Genomic DNA, 15,251 nt, shown 5'->3' with positions numbered 1-15,251 from the left:
GCCGCCCGCACGCCACGGCGCCTGCTGCCGGGGCCGGCGCGACTGAGCGCCGCCCGCGCGCACACGCTGGCCCCCGTGCTGGCGCGCGACGGCCTGCGGGGCGCGCTGCTGTCGTGGGACGGCCGGCTGCTCGACGACGCCCGCCTGGTGGTGGCGCTGGCCAGGACGGCCGCCGCGCACGGGGCCCGGGTGCTGACCCGCTGCCGCGCGCTGCGGCTGTCGGACGAGGGCGCCGAGGTGCGCGACGAGCTGACGGGCGAGGAGTTCACGATCCGCGCCCGGGTGGTGATCAACGCCGCCGGGGTGTGGGCGGGCACGCTGGATCCGCAGGTGAGGCTGCGCCCGTCCCGTGGCACCCACCTCGTCCTGGAGCCCGGGACGCTGCCCGGCGTGATCGCCGGCATGCACCTGCCGATCCCCGGGGAGAGCGACCGGTTCGCGCTCGTGCTCCCCCAGCCCGACGGCCGCGTGTACGTCGGCCTCACGGACGAACCGGTGGACGGGCCGGTCCCCGACGTGCCCGAGGCTCCCGAGGAGGACGTCAGAACGCTTCTGGAGGTGCTCAACGGGGTTCTTGAGGTTCCGGTGACCAGAGGGGCGGTTGCGGGCGCCTACGCGGGCCTCAGGCCCCTTCTGGCGGCCGACGGCAGGACGGCCGACCTGTCGAGGAGGCACGCGGTGTTCACGGACGGCGGCGTCGTGACCGTTGTCGGGGGAAAGCTCACGACATATCGCCGCATGGCCGAGGACGCTGTGGATCGAGCGGTCTCGTACGCGAACCTCCCGGCCGGGCGATGCCGTACGCGCAAGCTCCCGCTCGTGGGCGCGGGCCCGCGGCCGTCCGGGGTGCCGCCGCGCCTGGCCGAGCGCCACGGCTCCGAGGCCGAGGCCGTGCACGAGCTCGCCAAGGCGCACCCGGAGGAGGTCGCGCTCGGCATCACCAAGGGCGAGCTGCTCTGGTCGGTCCTGCACGAGGGGGCGCTCGACGAGAGCGACCTGCTGGACCGGCGGACCAGGATCGGCCTGGTCAAGCGGGACAGAGAGCGCGCTTCGGCCGCGACACGGGACGTACTTGATCGAATTTCCGGCGCCTGACCGAACCCATCAGTTAGGTTAGTCTTACCTAATTCGATCCGGGGGAAGGACCAGTGCGTTGGCGAGGGGCTGCGAGCATCCGATCGGCTGCCACACCGGGGAGGTGCCCACTCTGGCCAGCGCCACCGTGGGCGCCAGACTGTGGCTGCTCATCGAATACACCGGCGCCTGGCCTTCCCGCCTGGAAAACCTCGAACTTCCTGCAAAAATCTCGGAACTGGTCCGCAGAGCGCTCGAACGCGGTATCAGGCCCCAGTTGATCCGCCGCCCCGGCAGGCGAACCCGCCCGCAGGAGCAGGGGATCCGTGTGCTAATGGCCTACGCGGCGGGCGATCGCCCCTGGCTGGCGGGGGGTGTCGTCGCAGGTCCCGAAGATCTTGACCTGGACGCGCTCGTGGCCGGAGTGGTCCCGGAGTCCTGCATACTTGAGGACGAGCCGGTATTTCTGGTCTGCACGCACGCCAAGCGCAATGTGTGCTGCGCCCGCATTGGACTACCCCTCGCTCGGTCTCTGGCCGAATCGTTGCCGGACAGAGTGTGGGAAACGTCACACGTTGGCGGCGATCGTTACGCCGCCAACCTCGTGTGCTTGCCACACGGAATTTTCTACGGCAGCATGTCTCAGGCTGCTGCACTGGCAGCGGCTAACGCGTACCGGTCGGGCGAGATCATTCTCGACCGCTACCGGGGACGCGCAGGCATCCCTGAGCCATTGCAAGCCGCGGAGCATTTTGCCCGAGCCCATACGGGAGAGTGTTCTGTCGGCGCGGTGGCCGTGGAATCCTCCAGGTCGGACGGCGACGTCACTGAAGCAGTAGTACGCTGCGGCGACGTCCGGTTCCAGGTTGTGGTTGAGCCATCGGCGTTCACAGCGCCGTGTGGTACGGCTTGCGCCGAGACGATCACCACCTACCGGCTGGTTTCGCTGGACAGGCTCACGCCTGTGCGGTACGCCACGCCTGCTCTCGCCTGAGCTGGGAACAACCACGGCCTCGCCTTGCGTTGGAACAGTGACGCCAAAAGCGTCCAATGCGGCTCAATTACCGAAATACCTCTCACGAAGGTGGTTTTCTCATGTCTCAGGTACGTCGGCAGCTCGCCCGCCCGCGCCCCAGCTGGGGTTGGCAGGATGATGCCGCGTGCCGGGGTGAGGACCTCGTGCTCTTCTTCGGCCCCGATGGGGAGCGGCAGCCCGAGCGTGACGTACGAGAGCGGAAGGCCAAGGCGATCTGCGCCGGATGCCCTGTCCGCAACGAGTGCCTAGACTACGCGCTGTCCCGGCCCGAGAAGTACGGCACGTGGGGCGGTCTCAACGAAGACGAGCGCGCCAGCGAGCGTCGCCGTCGTATGCGCCGCGCGGCCAGCGCCGGCATCACCGCCGCCTGAACCACACCCGGCAGCGTCACCAGCATCGCGTGATCGAGCAGTTGTCCCGATGAACCGGAGCCTGGCCCTCCATGTCCAGGCTCCGGCGAACCCGGTCGGGGCAACTGCCTGATCAGGCCCACACACTTCACACCGACATCGGCCATCCCATCCCGGGATGGTCGATGTCGTCATGAAGGGTCAGCCCCTACGTTTCGTCCTCGGGTTCATCCTTCGAGGGCTCCGGAGCGCACGAGCATCGGCACCACGTGGTCGCGCACCGCGGGCGCCAGCCGTGGCCCGAACTCGTCACGCCCGTTCGTCCATCCCAAAGCCGCCAGCTCGGCCGCAGGCCGCGGGAGTCCGTCCAGCCCCGCCGTGAACACCGTCATGCGCATGGGCACCCCCTCCAGCGCGGCCACCTCCTCCACGTGGCCGAGCAGGACCGGGCCGAGCGGGCGCACCCCCAGCTCCTCCTCCAGCTCGCGGGCCAGCGTCTCCTCGGCGCTCTCACCCGCCTCCGGCTTGCCTCCCGGCAGGTAGAACACCTCGGGGGCCGCCGTCTTGCTCACGACGAGCAGCCGCCCCCGATCCACGACCGCCGCGGCCACCACACGCATCACGTCCATGCCGCTCAGCATGCCATCGGCGGGCCGCGCCTCCGCCCCGGAGGGCCTGGGCGTGTGCGACCGGTCCGACATCCGGCCGTCATCGCCCGTTGCCGTCCGTTCGGAATGCCGTCATGTGACCGCCCTAGGGTGCCCGCCATGAGACGTATCGCCATCCTGATGTCGGCGGGCGCGATGGCCCTGGGCCTGGCCGCCGTCCCCGCCGCCGCGGACCCCGGCCGGGCCGGTTTCGGCCGGGCCACGCTGACCGGGTTCGCCTCGCTGCCCGCCCTGACCTTCCTGCCCGGCAGCGAGCCGTCGGGGTCGCTGCTGGGCACGGCCCCGGTGAACGGCGTCACCCCGCCCTTCACCGGCCAGCCCGTGCAGGGCTTCAGCGGCATCGTCCGCCGCCACGACGGCACCTTCGACGTCCTGTCCGACAACGGCTACGGCAACAAGGCCAACAGCTCGGACTTCCTGCTGCGCGTGCACCGCGTCAAGCCGGACTTCAGGGCCAAGTCGGTCCAGGTGCTCGGCGGGTTCGACCTGACCGACCCGCGCGGCCTGGTGCCGTTCCCGCTCACCCGGCAGGACCGTACGCTGACCGGCTCCGACTTCGACGTCGAGTCGATCGTGCGCACGGTGGACGGCACGTACTGGATCGGCGACGAGTTCGGCCCGTTCCTGCTCCACTTCGACCGCAAGGGCCGCCTGATGCAGGCCCCGATCCAGTTGCCGGGCGTCCAGGCCCCCGAGAACCCGGACCTGAACGGCGCACAGCCCAACCTCGCCGGGAGCAAGGGCTTCGAGGGCATGGCGAGGGCCGTGGACGGCCGCCGCCTCTACCCGCTGCTCGAGGGCACGGTGACCGGCGACCCGGCGGGCACCCTGCGCATGTACGAGTTCGACCTGCGCCGGCGCGCCTACACCGACCGCCGGTGGACGTACAGGCTGGACGACCCCTCCCACGCCATCGGCGACGCGATCGCCGTCGACGCGAACCGCTTCCTGATCATCGAGCGGGACAACCTCCAGGGCGACGCCGCCAAGGTCAAGCGGATCTACCTCGCGGACCTGCGCGACCGGGACCACGATGGCGCGCTCGACAAGACGCTCGTGGCCGACCTGCTCGACCTCGCCGACCCGCGCGGGCTGGGCGGCGCGCCGGGCACGTTCAGGTTCCCGTTCCAGACGATCGAGGACGTCGTGATCCTCGACGACCGCACGCTCGGCGTCCTGGACGACAACAACTTCCCCTTCTCCAACGGCCGCACGCCGGGCAGGCCCGACGACAACGAGTTCATCACGGTACGCCTGACGCGCGGCCTCCAGGCCGACCCCCGCGTCTACCTGTAGCCCCAAGGCTCGTGGGCGGGCCGGGTCCGCCCGCCCACGACAGGGGCGCGCGCCGGAGGAGCGCGGGTCCGCGCCGGTAAGGTGCCCGCATGTCAGCACCGCAACGATCACCTGTGACCGCAGACGACCTCGAGGAGGCCGTACGGCTGGCCGTCGAGACCCTCGGACGGGCGCCCGCCGACGCGTGGGACGGCAAGGCCGGGACCCTGGAGTGGACCTGCTGGGAGACCGCCGAGCACCTGGCGGACGACCTGTTCGCCTACGCCGTCCAACTCGGCCTCACCACGCCGCCCCTGGACGACTACGTCCCCTTCGCCCTGGAGAGCCGCCGGCCGGGCGGCCCGAAGAACACCGTGCACGCCGACCGCGAGGCCGGCCCCGCCGGGCTGATGCAGGTACTGCAGACGAGCGGCGCGCTGCTGGCCGCCATGGTGCGCACGGCGCCGCCGGACGCCCGCGCCCACCACGTCTTCGGGCCGGCCGACGCCGAAAGCTCGGCCGCGATGGGCCTGGTGGAGACCCTCGTGCACGTCCACGACATCGCCGAGGGCCTCGGGCTCACGTGGGCGCCGCCCGCCGGCCTGTGCGCGCGGGTGCTCGACCGGATCTTCCCCGACGCCCCGCGCGCCGCGGATCCCTGGACGGCCCTGCTGTGGGCCACCGGCCGCGCCGAGCTGCCCGGCCGGCCACGCCTGACGAAGTGGCGCTGGTACAACGATCCCGCGTCCTACCCCTCGTGACCGAAACCCTTCGCCGGGCCGTCCGTAACATGGGCTCGCCCGGCGAAGGGATATCGGTCTCGACCGATCCGGGACGACCTCAGACGATGAGGTCGTCGAACTCTCCGTCCTTGGCCCCGAGGACGAACGCGGTGATCTCCGCCGGGGTGTAGACCAGCGCCGGGCCTTCGGGAAAGCGTGAGTTGCGCATGGCGATGTCCCCGGTGGGCAGGTTCGCGACCTCCACACAGTTGCCGTTGGGGTTGCTCCGCTTGCTCTTGCGCCAGACGACGGGAAGGCGGCCGGCGGGCGTTCCGTTCCGGAACTCATGCATGGGGGCGGCTCCTCGCGATCTTACGGATGCACGTGCATCCGCGTTTGCGAGGTGACAATACGGCAACAGGAAGTGCTCCATATACCGGACGACCAAAAATCACGGTATGGAGTGGATCACACGGATATCAGCAGCTCATCCGGAAATAAGGCGTTCCAGGAAGCGCCTGGTCGCCTTGGGCTCCTCGGCCTGGATGCTCAGCCGGTCCATGACCTCCATGTAGTGGTCGGAGTCGGCGGATTTGTCCAGGTAGAGGGCGCTGGTGAGCTGCTCCATGTAGACGACGTCGGGCAGCTCGCGCTCGGGGAAGCGCAGGATGCTGAACGGGCCTCCGGCCGCCGCGTGGCCGCCGCGGTCGAACGGCATGATCTGCACCGTGACGTTGCGTTCGGCCGTGATGTCCAGCAGATGGGCGATCTGCTCGCGCATGATCCCGGGACCGCCGAGCGTGCGGCGCACGACGGCCTCGTCGATCACGGCCCAGAGCGTCAGCCCGCTCTCGAGCCGCCTCTGCCGCGTGGTGCGCAGGGCGACCCGCCGGTCGAGCTCGGCCTTCGGGGCCTTCTCGTGGGCCAGCTCGATGACGGCCCTGGCGTAGTCGGCGGTCTGGAGGAGGCCGGGGACGAACTGGTTCTCGTAGGTACGGATGCTGGACGCGGCGCCCTCCAGGCCGATGTAGACCTCGAACCAGGCGGGCAGCAGATCGCCGTACTTGTGCCACCAGCCGGGGGCGTTGGCCTGCTTGGCCAGAGCCAGGAGCGGCTCGCGCTCGGCGGGGTCGGTGACGCCGTACAGGGTGAGCAGGTCGGCCACGTCGCGCTGCTTGAAGCTGACCTGGCCGAGCTCCAACCGGCTGATCTTGGCGTGAGATGCGCGAATCGAGTACCCGGCGTCCTCGCGCGAGATACCCTTCTCCGTGCGGAGCCTGCGCAGTTGTGTCCCCAGCAGGATTCGCAGCACTGTCGGGCTTCCCGGCGAATAGCTGAGAAGCTCCCCTTCCGCGCTTTGTGCGCTCACTGCATCGCTCCTAGGTCATCTGCACGTGCAGATGCGATTCGCATCCGTAAACTACGAAAAGTCTTGCATCGGTAAGCACTCCCCGTAAAGATGGGCATTGGATCACCAGACCGCGCTTCGGGGGCCAGAATGACGACTTTCGACGCTCGGCCGCAAGCCGCCATCGGTTCCCGGCCACCAGGATGGCTTTCGTCCATTCTGCTGGAAGGTCATGCCGGTGAGTGTGACGCGGTGTTCCCGTTCCATCAACGTTCCGCCCTCGAGCCCGCCTGTGTGGCCACGGCCCGGCGCTTCGTCGACCAGACGCTCACCTCCTGGGGCGTGCTGGAGCTGGCCTTCGACACCCAGCTCGTGGTCTCCGAGCTGGTGACCAACGCGATGCGGCACGGGGGCGGCGCCGCGCAGCTCCGGTTGCTGGCGCACGGGGCCGAGCTGGCGTGCGCGGTGACCGACCACAGCCGGACGGTGCCGGTGGCGGCGGCGCCTGACGTGTTCTCGGAGTTCGGGCGGGGGCTGCGGCTGGTGGACGCCCTCTGCACGGCCTGGGGCTGGCTCGCGCCGGACGGCTCCCGCAAGATCGTCTGGGCCGTCATCACGGGCTGACCCGCCCGCCGCGTCCATCAGGCACCGCCGAGGAGTTCGAGGACGTCGGCGTCGCTGAGCTGGTCGAAGCGCTCGTACCACTGGCCGACCGCCCGGAAGTCCAGTGGCGTCCGCAGCACCACCACCTCGTCCGCCTCCCGCCGCAGGGAGCCCACCGTGTCGCGCGCCCCGACCGGTACGGCCAGCGTCACCTTGGCGGGCTTGTGCGCACGGACGGCCCTGAGAGCCGCTCTGGCGGTGCCGCCGGTGGCCAGGCCGTCGTCCACCACGATCACCTCCCGGCCCTCCAGCGGGGGCAACGGGCGGTCCCCGCGGTAGGCCAGCACCCGGCGGGCCAGCTCGTGCCGCTCCTGCTCCACCACGCCGGCCACGGACTCGGGCGTGAGGCCGAGGCGGTGCAGCAGCGGCACGTCGAACACCGGCTCGCCGCCCTCGGCGATCGCCCCGACGCCCAGCTCCGGGGTGGGCGGATAGCCGATCTTCCTGGTCACGAGCACGTCCATGGAGACGCCGAGCCGGCGCGCGATGGGCGCGGCCACCGCCACTCCACCGCGGGGCAGCGCCAGGACCACGGGGTCGTGCGCGTCCCGCAGCCGCTCGGCCAGCAGCGTCCCCGCCTCGGCCCGGTCTGCGAAGAGGTCCATGACCTGTGCATACCCGCTCAGGCCCCGCTCCTCGCCCACCCATCCCCGCCGGTCGCCCAGCGGTCCCGCGGACGAGGATGAGGACTCCTCGTCCGGGCCCGGCAGGGAGCCGGGCCCGGACAGGGACTGGTCAGGGACGGTTGCGGCCGGAGCGGCGCATCTCCTTGTGGATGATCTTCCACTTGTTCTGCTGCTCCTTGCGCAGCCGCGCGTCCGTACGGGCGGCCATCCACACGGCCTCCCGCTGCAGCTTGCGCCAGCTCAGCAGCCGTCGTTCCGGCAGCTCGCCGCTCTCCAGGGCGGCCAGCACCGCGCATCCCGGCTCGGTGGAGTGCCTGCAGTCGGCGAAGCGGCAGCGGTCGGCCAGTCGCTCGATGTCGGAGAAGACCAGCTCCACGCCCTCGCCCATGTCGTACAGGCCGATTCTGCGGATGCCCGGCGTGTCGATGACCAGGCCGCCCCCGGGCAGCGGGATCAGCTCCCTGTGCACGGTGGTGTGCCGGCCGCGCCCGTCGGCGGCGCGGACCTGCTGGGTCTCCATGACGGAGTCACCGGCCAGGGCGTTGACGAGGGTGGACTTGCCCGCCCCCGACGGGCCGAGGATGACGGCCGTGCGGGAGCCTTCGAGGTAGTTCGCGACGAGCTCCACCCCGTCGCCCTGGAGGGAGGAGACGGCGTGCACGGCCACGCCGGGCGCGGTCACGTGCACGTCGGCGAGCAGGTCGTCGAGGCCGTCCTCGAACAGGTCGGACTTGGTGATGAGCACGACGGGCGTGCCGCCGGACTCCCACGCGAGGGCGACGAGGCGTTCGATGCGGCCGAGGTCGGCGAAGTCGGTGGAGTGCATCGACGGCTCGGCCACGAAGACGATGTCGACGTTGGCCGCGAGCACCTGGCCCTGGCCGTCGCCCGACAGGCCGCCGACGGAGTCGCGGCTCACGCCGCCCCTGACGAACGCGGTCGTCCGGGGCAGGACCTCGTCGAGTTCGTGGCGGCCCTCGGGCAGCCACCTGAGCGCCACCCAGTCGCCCACGCACGGCAGCGCGACAGGGTCGGCGGCGGATGCCCGGCGGACGCGGGCGCCGTATTTGACGTGATGCTGACCGTCCGCCGCGATGACCTCGGCGGCGCCGCGATCGACGCGCGCCACGCGGGCGGGGATGGTGTCAGCGGGCAGCCCGTCGGCGCGGAGGTCGGTCCAGCCGAGCAGGGAAAGATCGTAAGACAACGTGATGAACCTTTGATTCGAGAAGGAACGGGCGGCTCAGAGGAGCCCCCGGAGGTGGACGAACGGCGCGCTGAAGACGGCGACCCGCATAGCCCTCACCTCCTCGATCGGTTTCGGGGCGACTCTACGCACCTGTCCCCGAGGTTGCAATCGGATTATCTTCCGCGATCCGTTGAACCGCCCCTAGGCGGCTGGCCGTACCACCTCCCGACGGACTGAGAAAGGGGAATGATGCGAATCAGCACGTATCCCCCACCCTCGGCCGAGGGAGCCGCCCCGATGGGCAAGCCGCGCTTACGGCACTGGATCCGGCGCGTACGCCCGGATGACGAGGTGGTCGTGTCCGCGCTCTACCGGGAGTATCACAGGCCGCTGCTCGCCTTCGTGATCCGGCTGACCGCGGGCGATCGGCAGTGGGCGGAAGACGTGGTGCAGGAGACGATGATCCGTGCATGGCGCAGTGCCGAGCAGCTCGACCCTGACTCGGTCTCGCTGATGCCCTGGCTCGCCACGGTCGCGAGACGTATCGTGATCGATGACCGGCGGCGCCGGGAAGCCCGGCCGCAGGAGTCGGGCGATGGACCGCTGGAGAGCATGCCCGTGCCGGACGAGATGGAGGGAATGCTGCACCAGGTGGTCGTGTCAGAAGCGCTGAAGGCGCTGTCGCCGGCACACCGCGAGATCCTCAACGAGACGATCCTGCGGGACCGGTCGGTCAACGACGCCGCCGACGCGCTGGGTATCCCTGTGGGCACCGTGAAGTCCCGCGTCTACTACGCCGTACGCGCGTTACGCATCGCATTGGAGGAGAGGGGGGTGACGGCGTGACTTCGAGAGTCGAGCACACGGACGTGGGCGCGTACGCGCTCGGACTGCTGGATGAGGACGACAGGATGGCTTTCGAGGCACACCTCCTCGGCTGCTCCTCCTGCAGATACGAACTGTCGGACCTGGCCGGGGTGGCCAGCGTGCTCAACGGGCTCGGTCCCGTGGAGGACCCTGATCCCCCGTCGTACGAACGCCAGGGCGAAGTCGTCGACATGCTGCGGCGCAAGAAGTCGGCCGACAGGCGGACGCGCCGGGGGACGTTCGTGATCGGGATGGCGGCGGCGGTCACGCTGGTGGCCGGGGGGCTGACGATCGGCACCCAGCTCAGCGCGGACGACGCGCCCCCTGTCGCCCAGGGGCACCCCGGTCACATGGGCACCAACATGGGCCCGGCCGAGCAGTTCTACGTCGAAGGCAGGCCCATCGAGGGCAAGGGCGCCGACGGGGTGACCGGCGGCCTGGTCGTCGAGTCGAAGGGGTGGGGCACGCACGCGGCACTCAAGCTGGCCGGGGTGAAGGGGCCGCTGGAGTGCGAGCTGATCTCGGTCGGCAAGTCGGGCGAGCGCCGGGTGATGACGGGGTGGTCCGTGCCTCCAGCCGGGTACGGAGTGCCGGGGTCACCCGACCCCCTCTACATGCACGGGGGCAGCGCGACACCGCTGAAGGACATCGATCACTTCGAGGTGGTCACCTCCGCGGGTAAGAAGTTGCTCACCATCCAGGCCTGATCGACGCGCTAGGAGCCCTCCCGCCGCTGGTGGGAGGGCTTTTTCGTGCCCTCTTCGCTCTGTGGAAATTTACGGGTTCGCGGATTGAACCCCACCGGGCCGCGGCGCGTACTGCTTGCCGTACCGACCGCGATATCAAGCCCTTTTAAGAGGTTTCATTATGTCTATCCGTAAGTTCATGATTTCGGGTGCTTTATTAGCCAGTGCACTGTTCGTGCCGTCGGCACCGGCGAACGCCTCCGCCGACGACGTCTACCTCGCGGCCGGGCTGCGCGGCGCGAACGAGGTGGGCGGCGCGGGCGACGCCGACGGGCGCTCCACGGTGGTGCTCAAGATCAGCGGGAACGAGATCACGTTCGCGGCCCGGTGGAGCAAGATCGGCATCCCCATGGCCGGCCACGTGCACCAGGGCGCCAAGGGCGTCAACGGCGACGTCAGGCTCCCGTTCTTCACCGAGCCGCTGCCCAAGTCGGTGCTCGGCGTCACGGGCACGGTCACCGCCGACAACGAGCTCGTCAAGGCGCTCGTGGACAACCCGGGCGGCTTCTACGCCAACCTGCACGACCGGCCGCACCCCCAGGGCGCCGTACGAGGCCAGTTCCACCGCCTGAGCAAGCCCGTGGACCTCAACGGGGTGCTGCACGGCAGCAACCAGGCCACGCTGTCCGCCGACGCCGACGGGGGCCAGGAGGTGCCGCAGGGCGACCAGGACGGCCGGGCCACCTGGTGGCTGCGCCCCACGGGCCCCGCGAAGCTCGCCTACACCGCCCACTGGTCGGCGCTCGGCCGGGTGACGAACGGCCACGTGCACAAGGGCGCGCCGGGCCAGAACGGCGCGGTGGTCGCGGACCTGTTCGCCAAGACCGGCGGCCTGCCCGCGAACGTCACCGGCGTCGCGGGCGAGGCGGACGTCCCCGCCGAGGTCGTCAAGGCCATCACCGCCGATCCCGGCGCCTACTACGCGAACCTGCACACACTCGACTTCACCGCCGGCGCGGTGCGCGGCCGGCTCTCCGGGACGCCGTTCACCCATCCGCGCGCCCTCACCGCGGAGGTGCTGACCGGCGCGCAGATCTACTCCTGCACGCCGCTGCCCGCCGGCGGCCACGGGTTCACCCAGCTCGGCGTGACGGCCAAGCTGGGACGCGGGATCGACCACTCGTTCGTGACGCCCGCCTCGGGCCCGCCGCAGTGGATCGCCCCCGACGGCAGCGCGGTGCGCGGCGCGGTCGTCACCAGGACGCCGAACGACGGCCACATCCCCGAACTGCTCCTCAACGCCACCCAGGCGGGCGCGACGACCGGCCTGCTCGCGCACGCCACGCAGATCCTGCGCCTGAACACCACCGGCGGCCTCGCGCCCACCGGCACCTGCCGGCCGGGCGCCGAGGCCAGGGTCCCGTACGGGGCCGACTACATATTCCTTGGCTAAGGCCGACAGGGGGACGATTCGGTCCCGTCCCCCGACAGGCCCTCCCCCGGTCGATCCGGCCCAGTCCCCCGGGCCACGGCATCGACCACCGCGACGGGGTACTCCGGCCCACCCCGATCGCGACCAGCGCCCCGCCGCACACGGGAGCCCGTGCGGCGGGGCGCTGTCATGCCACGACACCTGTCGTGCCATTGTGCCCGCCACGCCGCTGTGCCCGCCACGCCGCTGTGCCCGCCACGCCGCTGTGCCCGCCACGTCACGGGCCGCCGGGAGGATGCGCCGTCTGGCGGCGTGAGAACCACCGTCACGGGCGAACGTGCGCCGTGACGGTGGCCGGCCACGTGCGGGTCAGATGGCGTCACCCTGGAGGCCCTCAGCCCCGTGCGGTGGGCGGCGCCCAGCCGGCCTGCCGTAAAAGATCCTTCTTTACAGCCCCGGCGCCGGGAACTGCGCGGTCAGTTCGCTGACCTCGTGGTGGACGCGCGCGATCACCGACTCCGCGTCGCCCTTGGCGACGGCGGTGACGACCTCGTCGATCCAGGCGCCGACCTGCCGCATCTCCGCCTCGCCCATGCCGCGCGAGGTCACCGACGGCGTGCCGATGCGGATGCCCGACGGGTCGAACGGCTTGCGCGGGTCGAACGGCACCGTGTTGTAGTTGGTCTCCAGACCCGCCCGGTCGAGCGCCTGCGCGGCCGGCTTGCCGCCGACGCCCTTCGGCGTGAGGTCGAGCAGGATCAGGTGGTTGTCGGTGCCGCCGGAGACCAGGTCGAAGCCGCGCGAGGACAGCTCGTCGGCCAGCGCCTTGGCGTTGGCCACGATCTGGTGGGCGTAGTCGCGGAAGGCCGGCTGCGCTGCCTCGTGCAGCGCGACGGCGATGGCGGCCGTGGTGTGGTTGTGCGGGCCGCCCTGCAGGCCGGGGAAGACGGCCTTGTTGAGCGCCGTGGCGTGCTCGTCGGCGGTGGCCATCAGCATGGCGCCGCGCGGGCCGCGCAGCGTCTTGTGCGTGGTCGTGGAGATCACATCGGCGTGGCCCACCGGGGACGGGTGCGCGCCACCAGCGACGAGACCGGCGATGTGGGCGATGTCGGCCGCCAGCACGGCGCCGACCTCGCGGGCGATCGAGGCGAAGCCCTCGAAGTCGATCGTGCGCGGGATGGCGGTGCCGCCGCAGAAGATCAGCTTCGGCCGGTGCTCGAGCGCGAGCTGCCGCACCTCGTCGAGGTCGATGCGGCCGGTGTCCTTGCGCACGCCGTAGCGGACCGCGTTGAACCACTTGCCGGTGGCCGAGACCGACCAGCCGTGGGTGAGGTGGCCGCCGAACGGCAGGCCCATGCCCATCACGGTGTCGCCGGGCTGCAGGAACGCCATGTAGATGGCCAGGTTGGCGGGCGAGCCCGAGTAGGGCTGCACGTTGGCGTGGTTGACGCCGAACAGGGACTTGGCCCGCTCGATGGCCAGGGTCTCGACCTGGTCGATGACCTGCTGGCCCTCGTAGTAGCGCTTGCCCGCGTAGCCCTCGGAGTATTTGTTGGTGAGCACGGTGCCGGTGGCCTCGAGGACGGCCTTGGACACGTAGTTCTCGGACGCGATCAGCTTGACGGTGTCGGCCTGACGCCGTTCTTCCGCCTTGATGAGCTCGGCGATCTGCGGGTCGACGCTAGCGAGAGAACTCATGATTCTCCTGTCATCGTTGACAATCTGCGAAGACCCAGGCGCACGGCCTCCGCTCCTTTCGCTCCCCGGTGGTCGATCCCACCCAATGCGCCAGTCGCGTCTCGTCTAGACGATAGCGGATGCGACGAGGGCCCATCCCGTCGTGATCAGCACGTTCGAGTGGCGCCCGAGCTCGTGCTCAGGCGGACGAGACCGCCACGTTCCGCATCGTCCCCAGCGGTCCCAGATCGACGTCCACCCGCTCCGTGCCCTCCGGCACGCCCTCGAAGAGCGCCCAGAGCTGCAACTGGTCGCCCTCCTCGAACGGCGCCACGGGAACGTCGGCGCACTCGCAGGAGCCGTCCTTCTGGGCCGGGTAGAGGGGCTTGCCCACGCCGGGCGGGACGATGGCGATCCGCGAGACGGTGTTGTCGAGGGCCCCGGAGCCGAACTTGTTGTAGATGGGAGAGTTCACGGTGCCGACGTTCTTGACCGTCCACCGCAGGCGGACCGTCGTGCCCTGCCGTACGACGGAGTCGATCTGGACGGCGAAGGTGCTGTCGAGGGCCTTGATCGTGCCGGCGACCGCCGGGGTGCCGGGCTCCGCGCCGCGCGGCTCCCACGGGCGTACGACGGCGAGCGTGACGGCCGCGCCGAGCACGGCGGCGAGCGCCCCTACGGCGACGGGCACCCACAGCCGCCTCCCGCCCCCCGGAGCGGCGCCGGGCCGGGCCGGGGGCCGGGTGGCGGCGGGCGGGGCGGGGACGACGGGGGTCCAGGTCTCCGAGACCTTCGCGGTGGCCGCGGCCACCGGCACCTCGGCGCCGCCCAGCAGCAGGTCCACGAGCCGCTGGGCGGTCGGGCGGCGGCCGGGGTCCTTGTCCAGGGCCCGCTCGACCAGCGGCCGGAGCCGCTCGTCGAGCCCGTCGAGCACGGGGGCGTGGTTGATGACGCGGTAGACGACCTCCGCGACCCCGCCGGTGCCGAACGGCGGCCTGCCGGTGCCCGCGTAGGCCACCAGCGCGCCCCACGAGAAGATGTCGCCCGCCGGTGTCCCCTGCTCGCCCCTGGCCTGCTCGGGCGACATGTACGCGGGCGTGCCCATGCTCTGCGCCACCGTGACCGGCGCCCCCACGGCCGTTTCGGCCAGTTGCGCGATGCCGAAGTCGATGACCCGCGGCCCGACCGGGCTGAGCAGCACGTTCGACGGCTTGAGGTCGCGGTGCACGACCCCGGCCTGGTGGATGGCGGCCAGCGCGGTGGCCACGCCGACGGCCAGCGCCTCCAGGTTCGAGCCGGTCAGCGGGGCCCGCGCGACCACCGCGGACAGGTCGGGGCCCTCGACGTACTCGGTGACGAGGTAGGCGGTCCCGTTGTCGAACCCGGCGTCCAGCACGGGCGCGGTGCAGAACCTGGCGACCCTCCTGGCGGCCTCGGCCTCCTTGCCGAACCTGCGCCTGAACTCCTCGCGCGCGGCCAGCTCGGGCCGCATCGTCTTGAGCGCGACCCGCCTGCCCGCGGGATCCTCCGCCAGATGGACGAAGCCCATCCCGCCCTCGCCCAGTTTCCTGAGCAGGGTGTAGGGCCCGACGCGTCGCTGCACCTCCATCGCAGGGATTATTCCGGACGAGCCCGGAC

The 15,251-nt window shown here is 71.0% G+C and carries 16 protein-coding genes and 1 riboswitch; of the genes, 9 read left to right on the top strand and 7 right to left on the bottom strand.

From position 1 onward, the window contains the following. From AB0I15_RS13610 to AB0I15_RS13600, 3 genes are all read left to right on the top strand, one after another. A partial coding sequence (locus AB0I15_RS13610) for an FAD-dependent oxidoreductase (protein ID WP_358094388.1) occupies positions 1-1,095 on the top strand: 1,095 nt, incomplete at its 5' end. Positions 1,096-1,198: 103 nt separating this feature from the next. Next, a complete protein-coding gene (locus AB0I15_RS13605; RefSeq protein WP_358094386.1) occupies positions 1,199-2,068 on the top strand; it encodes a sucrase ferredoxin in 870 nt (289 codons plus the stop codon). A 101-nt stretch (positions 2,069-2,169) separates the two neighbouring features. Continuing rightward, on the top strand, positions 2,170-2,481 hold the full coding sequence (locus AB0I15_RS13600) for a WhiB family transcriptional regulator (protein ID WP_103955259.1): 312 nt from the start codon (positions 2,170-2,172) through the stop codon (positions 2,479-2,481). Positions 2,482-2,687: 206 nt separating this feature from the next. On the opposite strand, the gene AB0I15_RS13595 is transcribed toward AB0I15_RS13600, so the two are convergent. Further along, positions 2,688-3,089: an NUDIX domain-containing protein gene (locus tag AB0I15_RS13595; RefSeq protein ID WP_358094384.1), complete on the bottom strand. Its 402-nt coding sequence runs from the start codon at positions 3,087-3,089 to the stop codon at positions 2,688-2,690. 138 nt (positions 3,090-3,227) lie between these two features. Here AB0I15_RS13595 and AB0I15_RS13590 point away from each other — a divergent pair, with 138 nt between their 5' ends. Continuing rightward, entirely contained in the window at positions 3,228-4,424 is a 1,197-nt protein-coding gene (locus AB0I15_RS13590) for an esterase-like activity of phytase family protein (RefSeq protein ID WP_358094381.1), read from the top strand. 113 nt (positions 4,425-4,537) lie between these two features. Next, entirely contained in the window at positions 4,538-5,164 is a 627-nt protein-coding gene (locus AB0I15_RS13585; RefSeq protein ID WP_358094378.1) for a maleylpyruvate isomerase N-terminal domain-containing protein, read from the top strand. Positions 5,165-5,243: 79 nt separating this feature from the next. Here AB0I15_RS13585 and AB0I15_RS13580 read toward each other — a convergent pair whose 3' ends face one another. Both AB0I15_RS13580 and AB0I15_RS13575 read right to left on the bottom strand, forming a co-directional pair. Next, positions 5,244-5,477 carry a DUF397 domain-containing protein gene (locus AB0I15_RS13580; RefSeq protein ID WP_138717343.1) on the bottom strand — a complete coding sequence of 78 codons (234 nt, stop codon included), beginning with the start codon at positions 5,475-5,477 and terminating at the stop codon, positions 5,244-5,246. Between the two features lie 135 nt (positions 5,478-5,612). After that, a complete protein-coding gene (locus AB0I15_RS13575) occupies positions 5,613-6,437 on the bottom strand; it encodes a helix-turn-helix transcriptional regulator (RefSeq protein ID WP_358094375.1) in 825 nt (274 codons plus the stop codon). Between the two features lie 288 nt (positions 6,438-6,725). On the opposite strand from AB0I15_RS13575, the gene AB0I15_RS13570 reads away from it, so the two are divergent. Then, on the top strand, positions 6,726-7,097 hold the full coding sequence (locus AB0I15_RS13570) for an ATP-binding protein (RefSeq protein WP_358094372.1): 372 nt from the start codon (positions 6,726-6,728) through the stop codon (positions 7,095-7,097). Positions 7,098-7,114: 17 nt separating this feature from the next. Here AB0I15_RS13570 and AB0I15_RS13565 read toward each other — a convergent pair whose 3' ends face one another. After that, a complete protein-coding gene (locus AB0I15_RS13565; protein ID WP_358094369.1) occupies positions 7,115-7,741 on the bottom strand; it encodes a phosphoribosyltransferase family protein in 627 nt (208 codons plus the stop codon). 130 nt (positions 7,742-7,871) lie between these two features. Then, positions 7,872-8,969 carry a ribosome small subunit-dependent GTPase A gene (rsgA, locus tag AB0I15_RS13560; RefSeq protein ID WP_358094366.1) on the bottom strand — a complete coding sequence of 366 codons (1,098 nt, stop codon included), beginning with the start codon at positions 8,967-8,969 and terminating at the stop codon, positions 7,872-7,874. 279 nt (positions 8,970-9,248) lie between these two features. Here rsgA and AB0I15_RS13555 point away from each other — a divergent pair, with 279 nt between their 5' ends. From AB0I15_RS13555 to AB0I15_RS13545, 3 genes are all read left to right on the top strand, one after another. Further along, on the top strand, positions 9,249-9,797 hold the full coding sequence (locus AB0I15_RS13555) for a sigma-70 family RNA polymerase sigma factor (protein WP_358094363.1): 549 nt from the start codon (positions 9,249-9,251) through the stop codon (positions 9,795-9,797). Further along, a complete protein-coding gene (locus tag AB0I15_RS13550; protein WP_358094360.1) occupies positions 9,794-10,525 on the top strand; it encodes a zf-HC2 domain-containing protein in 732 nt (243 codons plus the stop codon). The genes AB0I15_RS13555 and AB0I15_RS13550 overlap by 4 nt, the downstream gene beginning before the upstream one ends. 214 nt (positions 10,526-10,739) lie before the next feature. Continuing rightward, positions 10,740-11,957 carry a CHRD domain-containing protein gene (locus AB0I15_RS13545; protein WP_358094357.1) on the top strand — a complete coding sequence of 406 codons (1,218 nt, stop codon included), beginning with the start codon at positions 10,740-10,742 and terminating at the stop codon, positions 11,955-11,957. 426 nt (positions 11,958-12,383) lie between these two features. Here AB0I15_RS13545 and glyA read toward each other — a convergent pair whose 3' ends face one another. Together glyA and AB0I15_RS13535 are read right to left on the bottom strand one after the other, a co-directional pair. Further along, positions 12,384-13,634: a serine hydroxymethyltransferase gene (glyA, locus tag AB0I15_RS13540; RefSeq protein WP_358094354.1), complete on the bottom strand. Its 1,251-nt coding sequence runs from the start codon at positions 13,632-13,634 to the stop codon at positions 12,384-12,386. Between the two features lie 25 nt (positions 13,635-13,659). Continuing rightward, positions 13,660-13,742, bottom strand: a riboswitch (ZMP/ZTP riboswitch). Between the two features lie 70 nt (positions 13,743-13,812). Continuing rightward, positions 13,813-15,222, bottom strand: coding sequence for a serine/threonine-protein kinase (locus tag AB0I15_RS13535; RefSeq protein WP_358094351.1), 1,410 nt, complete (start codon positions 15,220-15,222; stop codon positions 13,813-13,815). Between the last annotated feature and the right edge of the window lie 29 nt (positions 15,223-15,251).

The sequence above is a fragment of the Nonomuraea sp. NPDC050643 genome, assembly GCF_040654715.1.
Classification (GTDB): domain Bacteria; phylum Actinomycetota; class Actinomycetes; order Streptosporangiales; family Streptosporangiaceae; genus Nonomuraea.
The sequence above is the reverse complement of the archived record's forward strand: the minus strand, read 5'-3'. Positions and strand labels throughout refer to the sequence as shown.

Coding starts and splice junctions, on each gene's coding strand:
- glyA (WP_358094354.1), bottom strand. CDS start 13,634: ATGAGTTCTCTCGCTAGCGTCGACCCGCAGATCGCCGAGCTCATCAAG.
- AB0I15_RS13565 (WP_358094369.1), bottom strand. CDS start 7,741: ATGGACCTCTTCGCAGACCGGGCCGAGGCGGGGACGCTGCTGGCCGAG.
- AB0I15_RS13600 (WP_103955259.1), top strand. CDS start 2,170: ATGTCTCAGGTACGTCGGCAGCTCGCCCGCCCGCGCCCCAGCTGGGGT.
- AB0I15_RS13590 (WP_358094381.1), top strand. CDS start 3,228: ATGAGACGTATCGCCATCCTGATGTCGGCGGGCGCGATGGCCCTGGGC.
- AB0I15_RS13580 (WP_138717343.1), bottom strand. CDS start 5,477: ATGCATGAGTTCCGGAACGGAACGCCCGCCGGCCGCCTTCCCGTCGTC.
- AB0I15_RS13535 (WP_358094351.1), bottom strand. CDS start 15,222: ATGGAGGTGCAGCGACGCGTCGGGCCCTACACCCTGCTCAGGAAACTG.
- AB0I15_RS13555 (WP_358094363.1), top strand. CDS start 9,249: ATGGGCAAGCCGCGCTTACGGCACTGGATCCGGCGCGTACGCCCGGAT.
- AB0I15_RS13595 (WP_358094384.1), bottom strand. CDS start 3,089: ATGGACGTGATGCGTGTGGTGGCCGCGGCGGTCGTGGATCGGGGGCGG.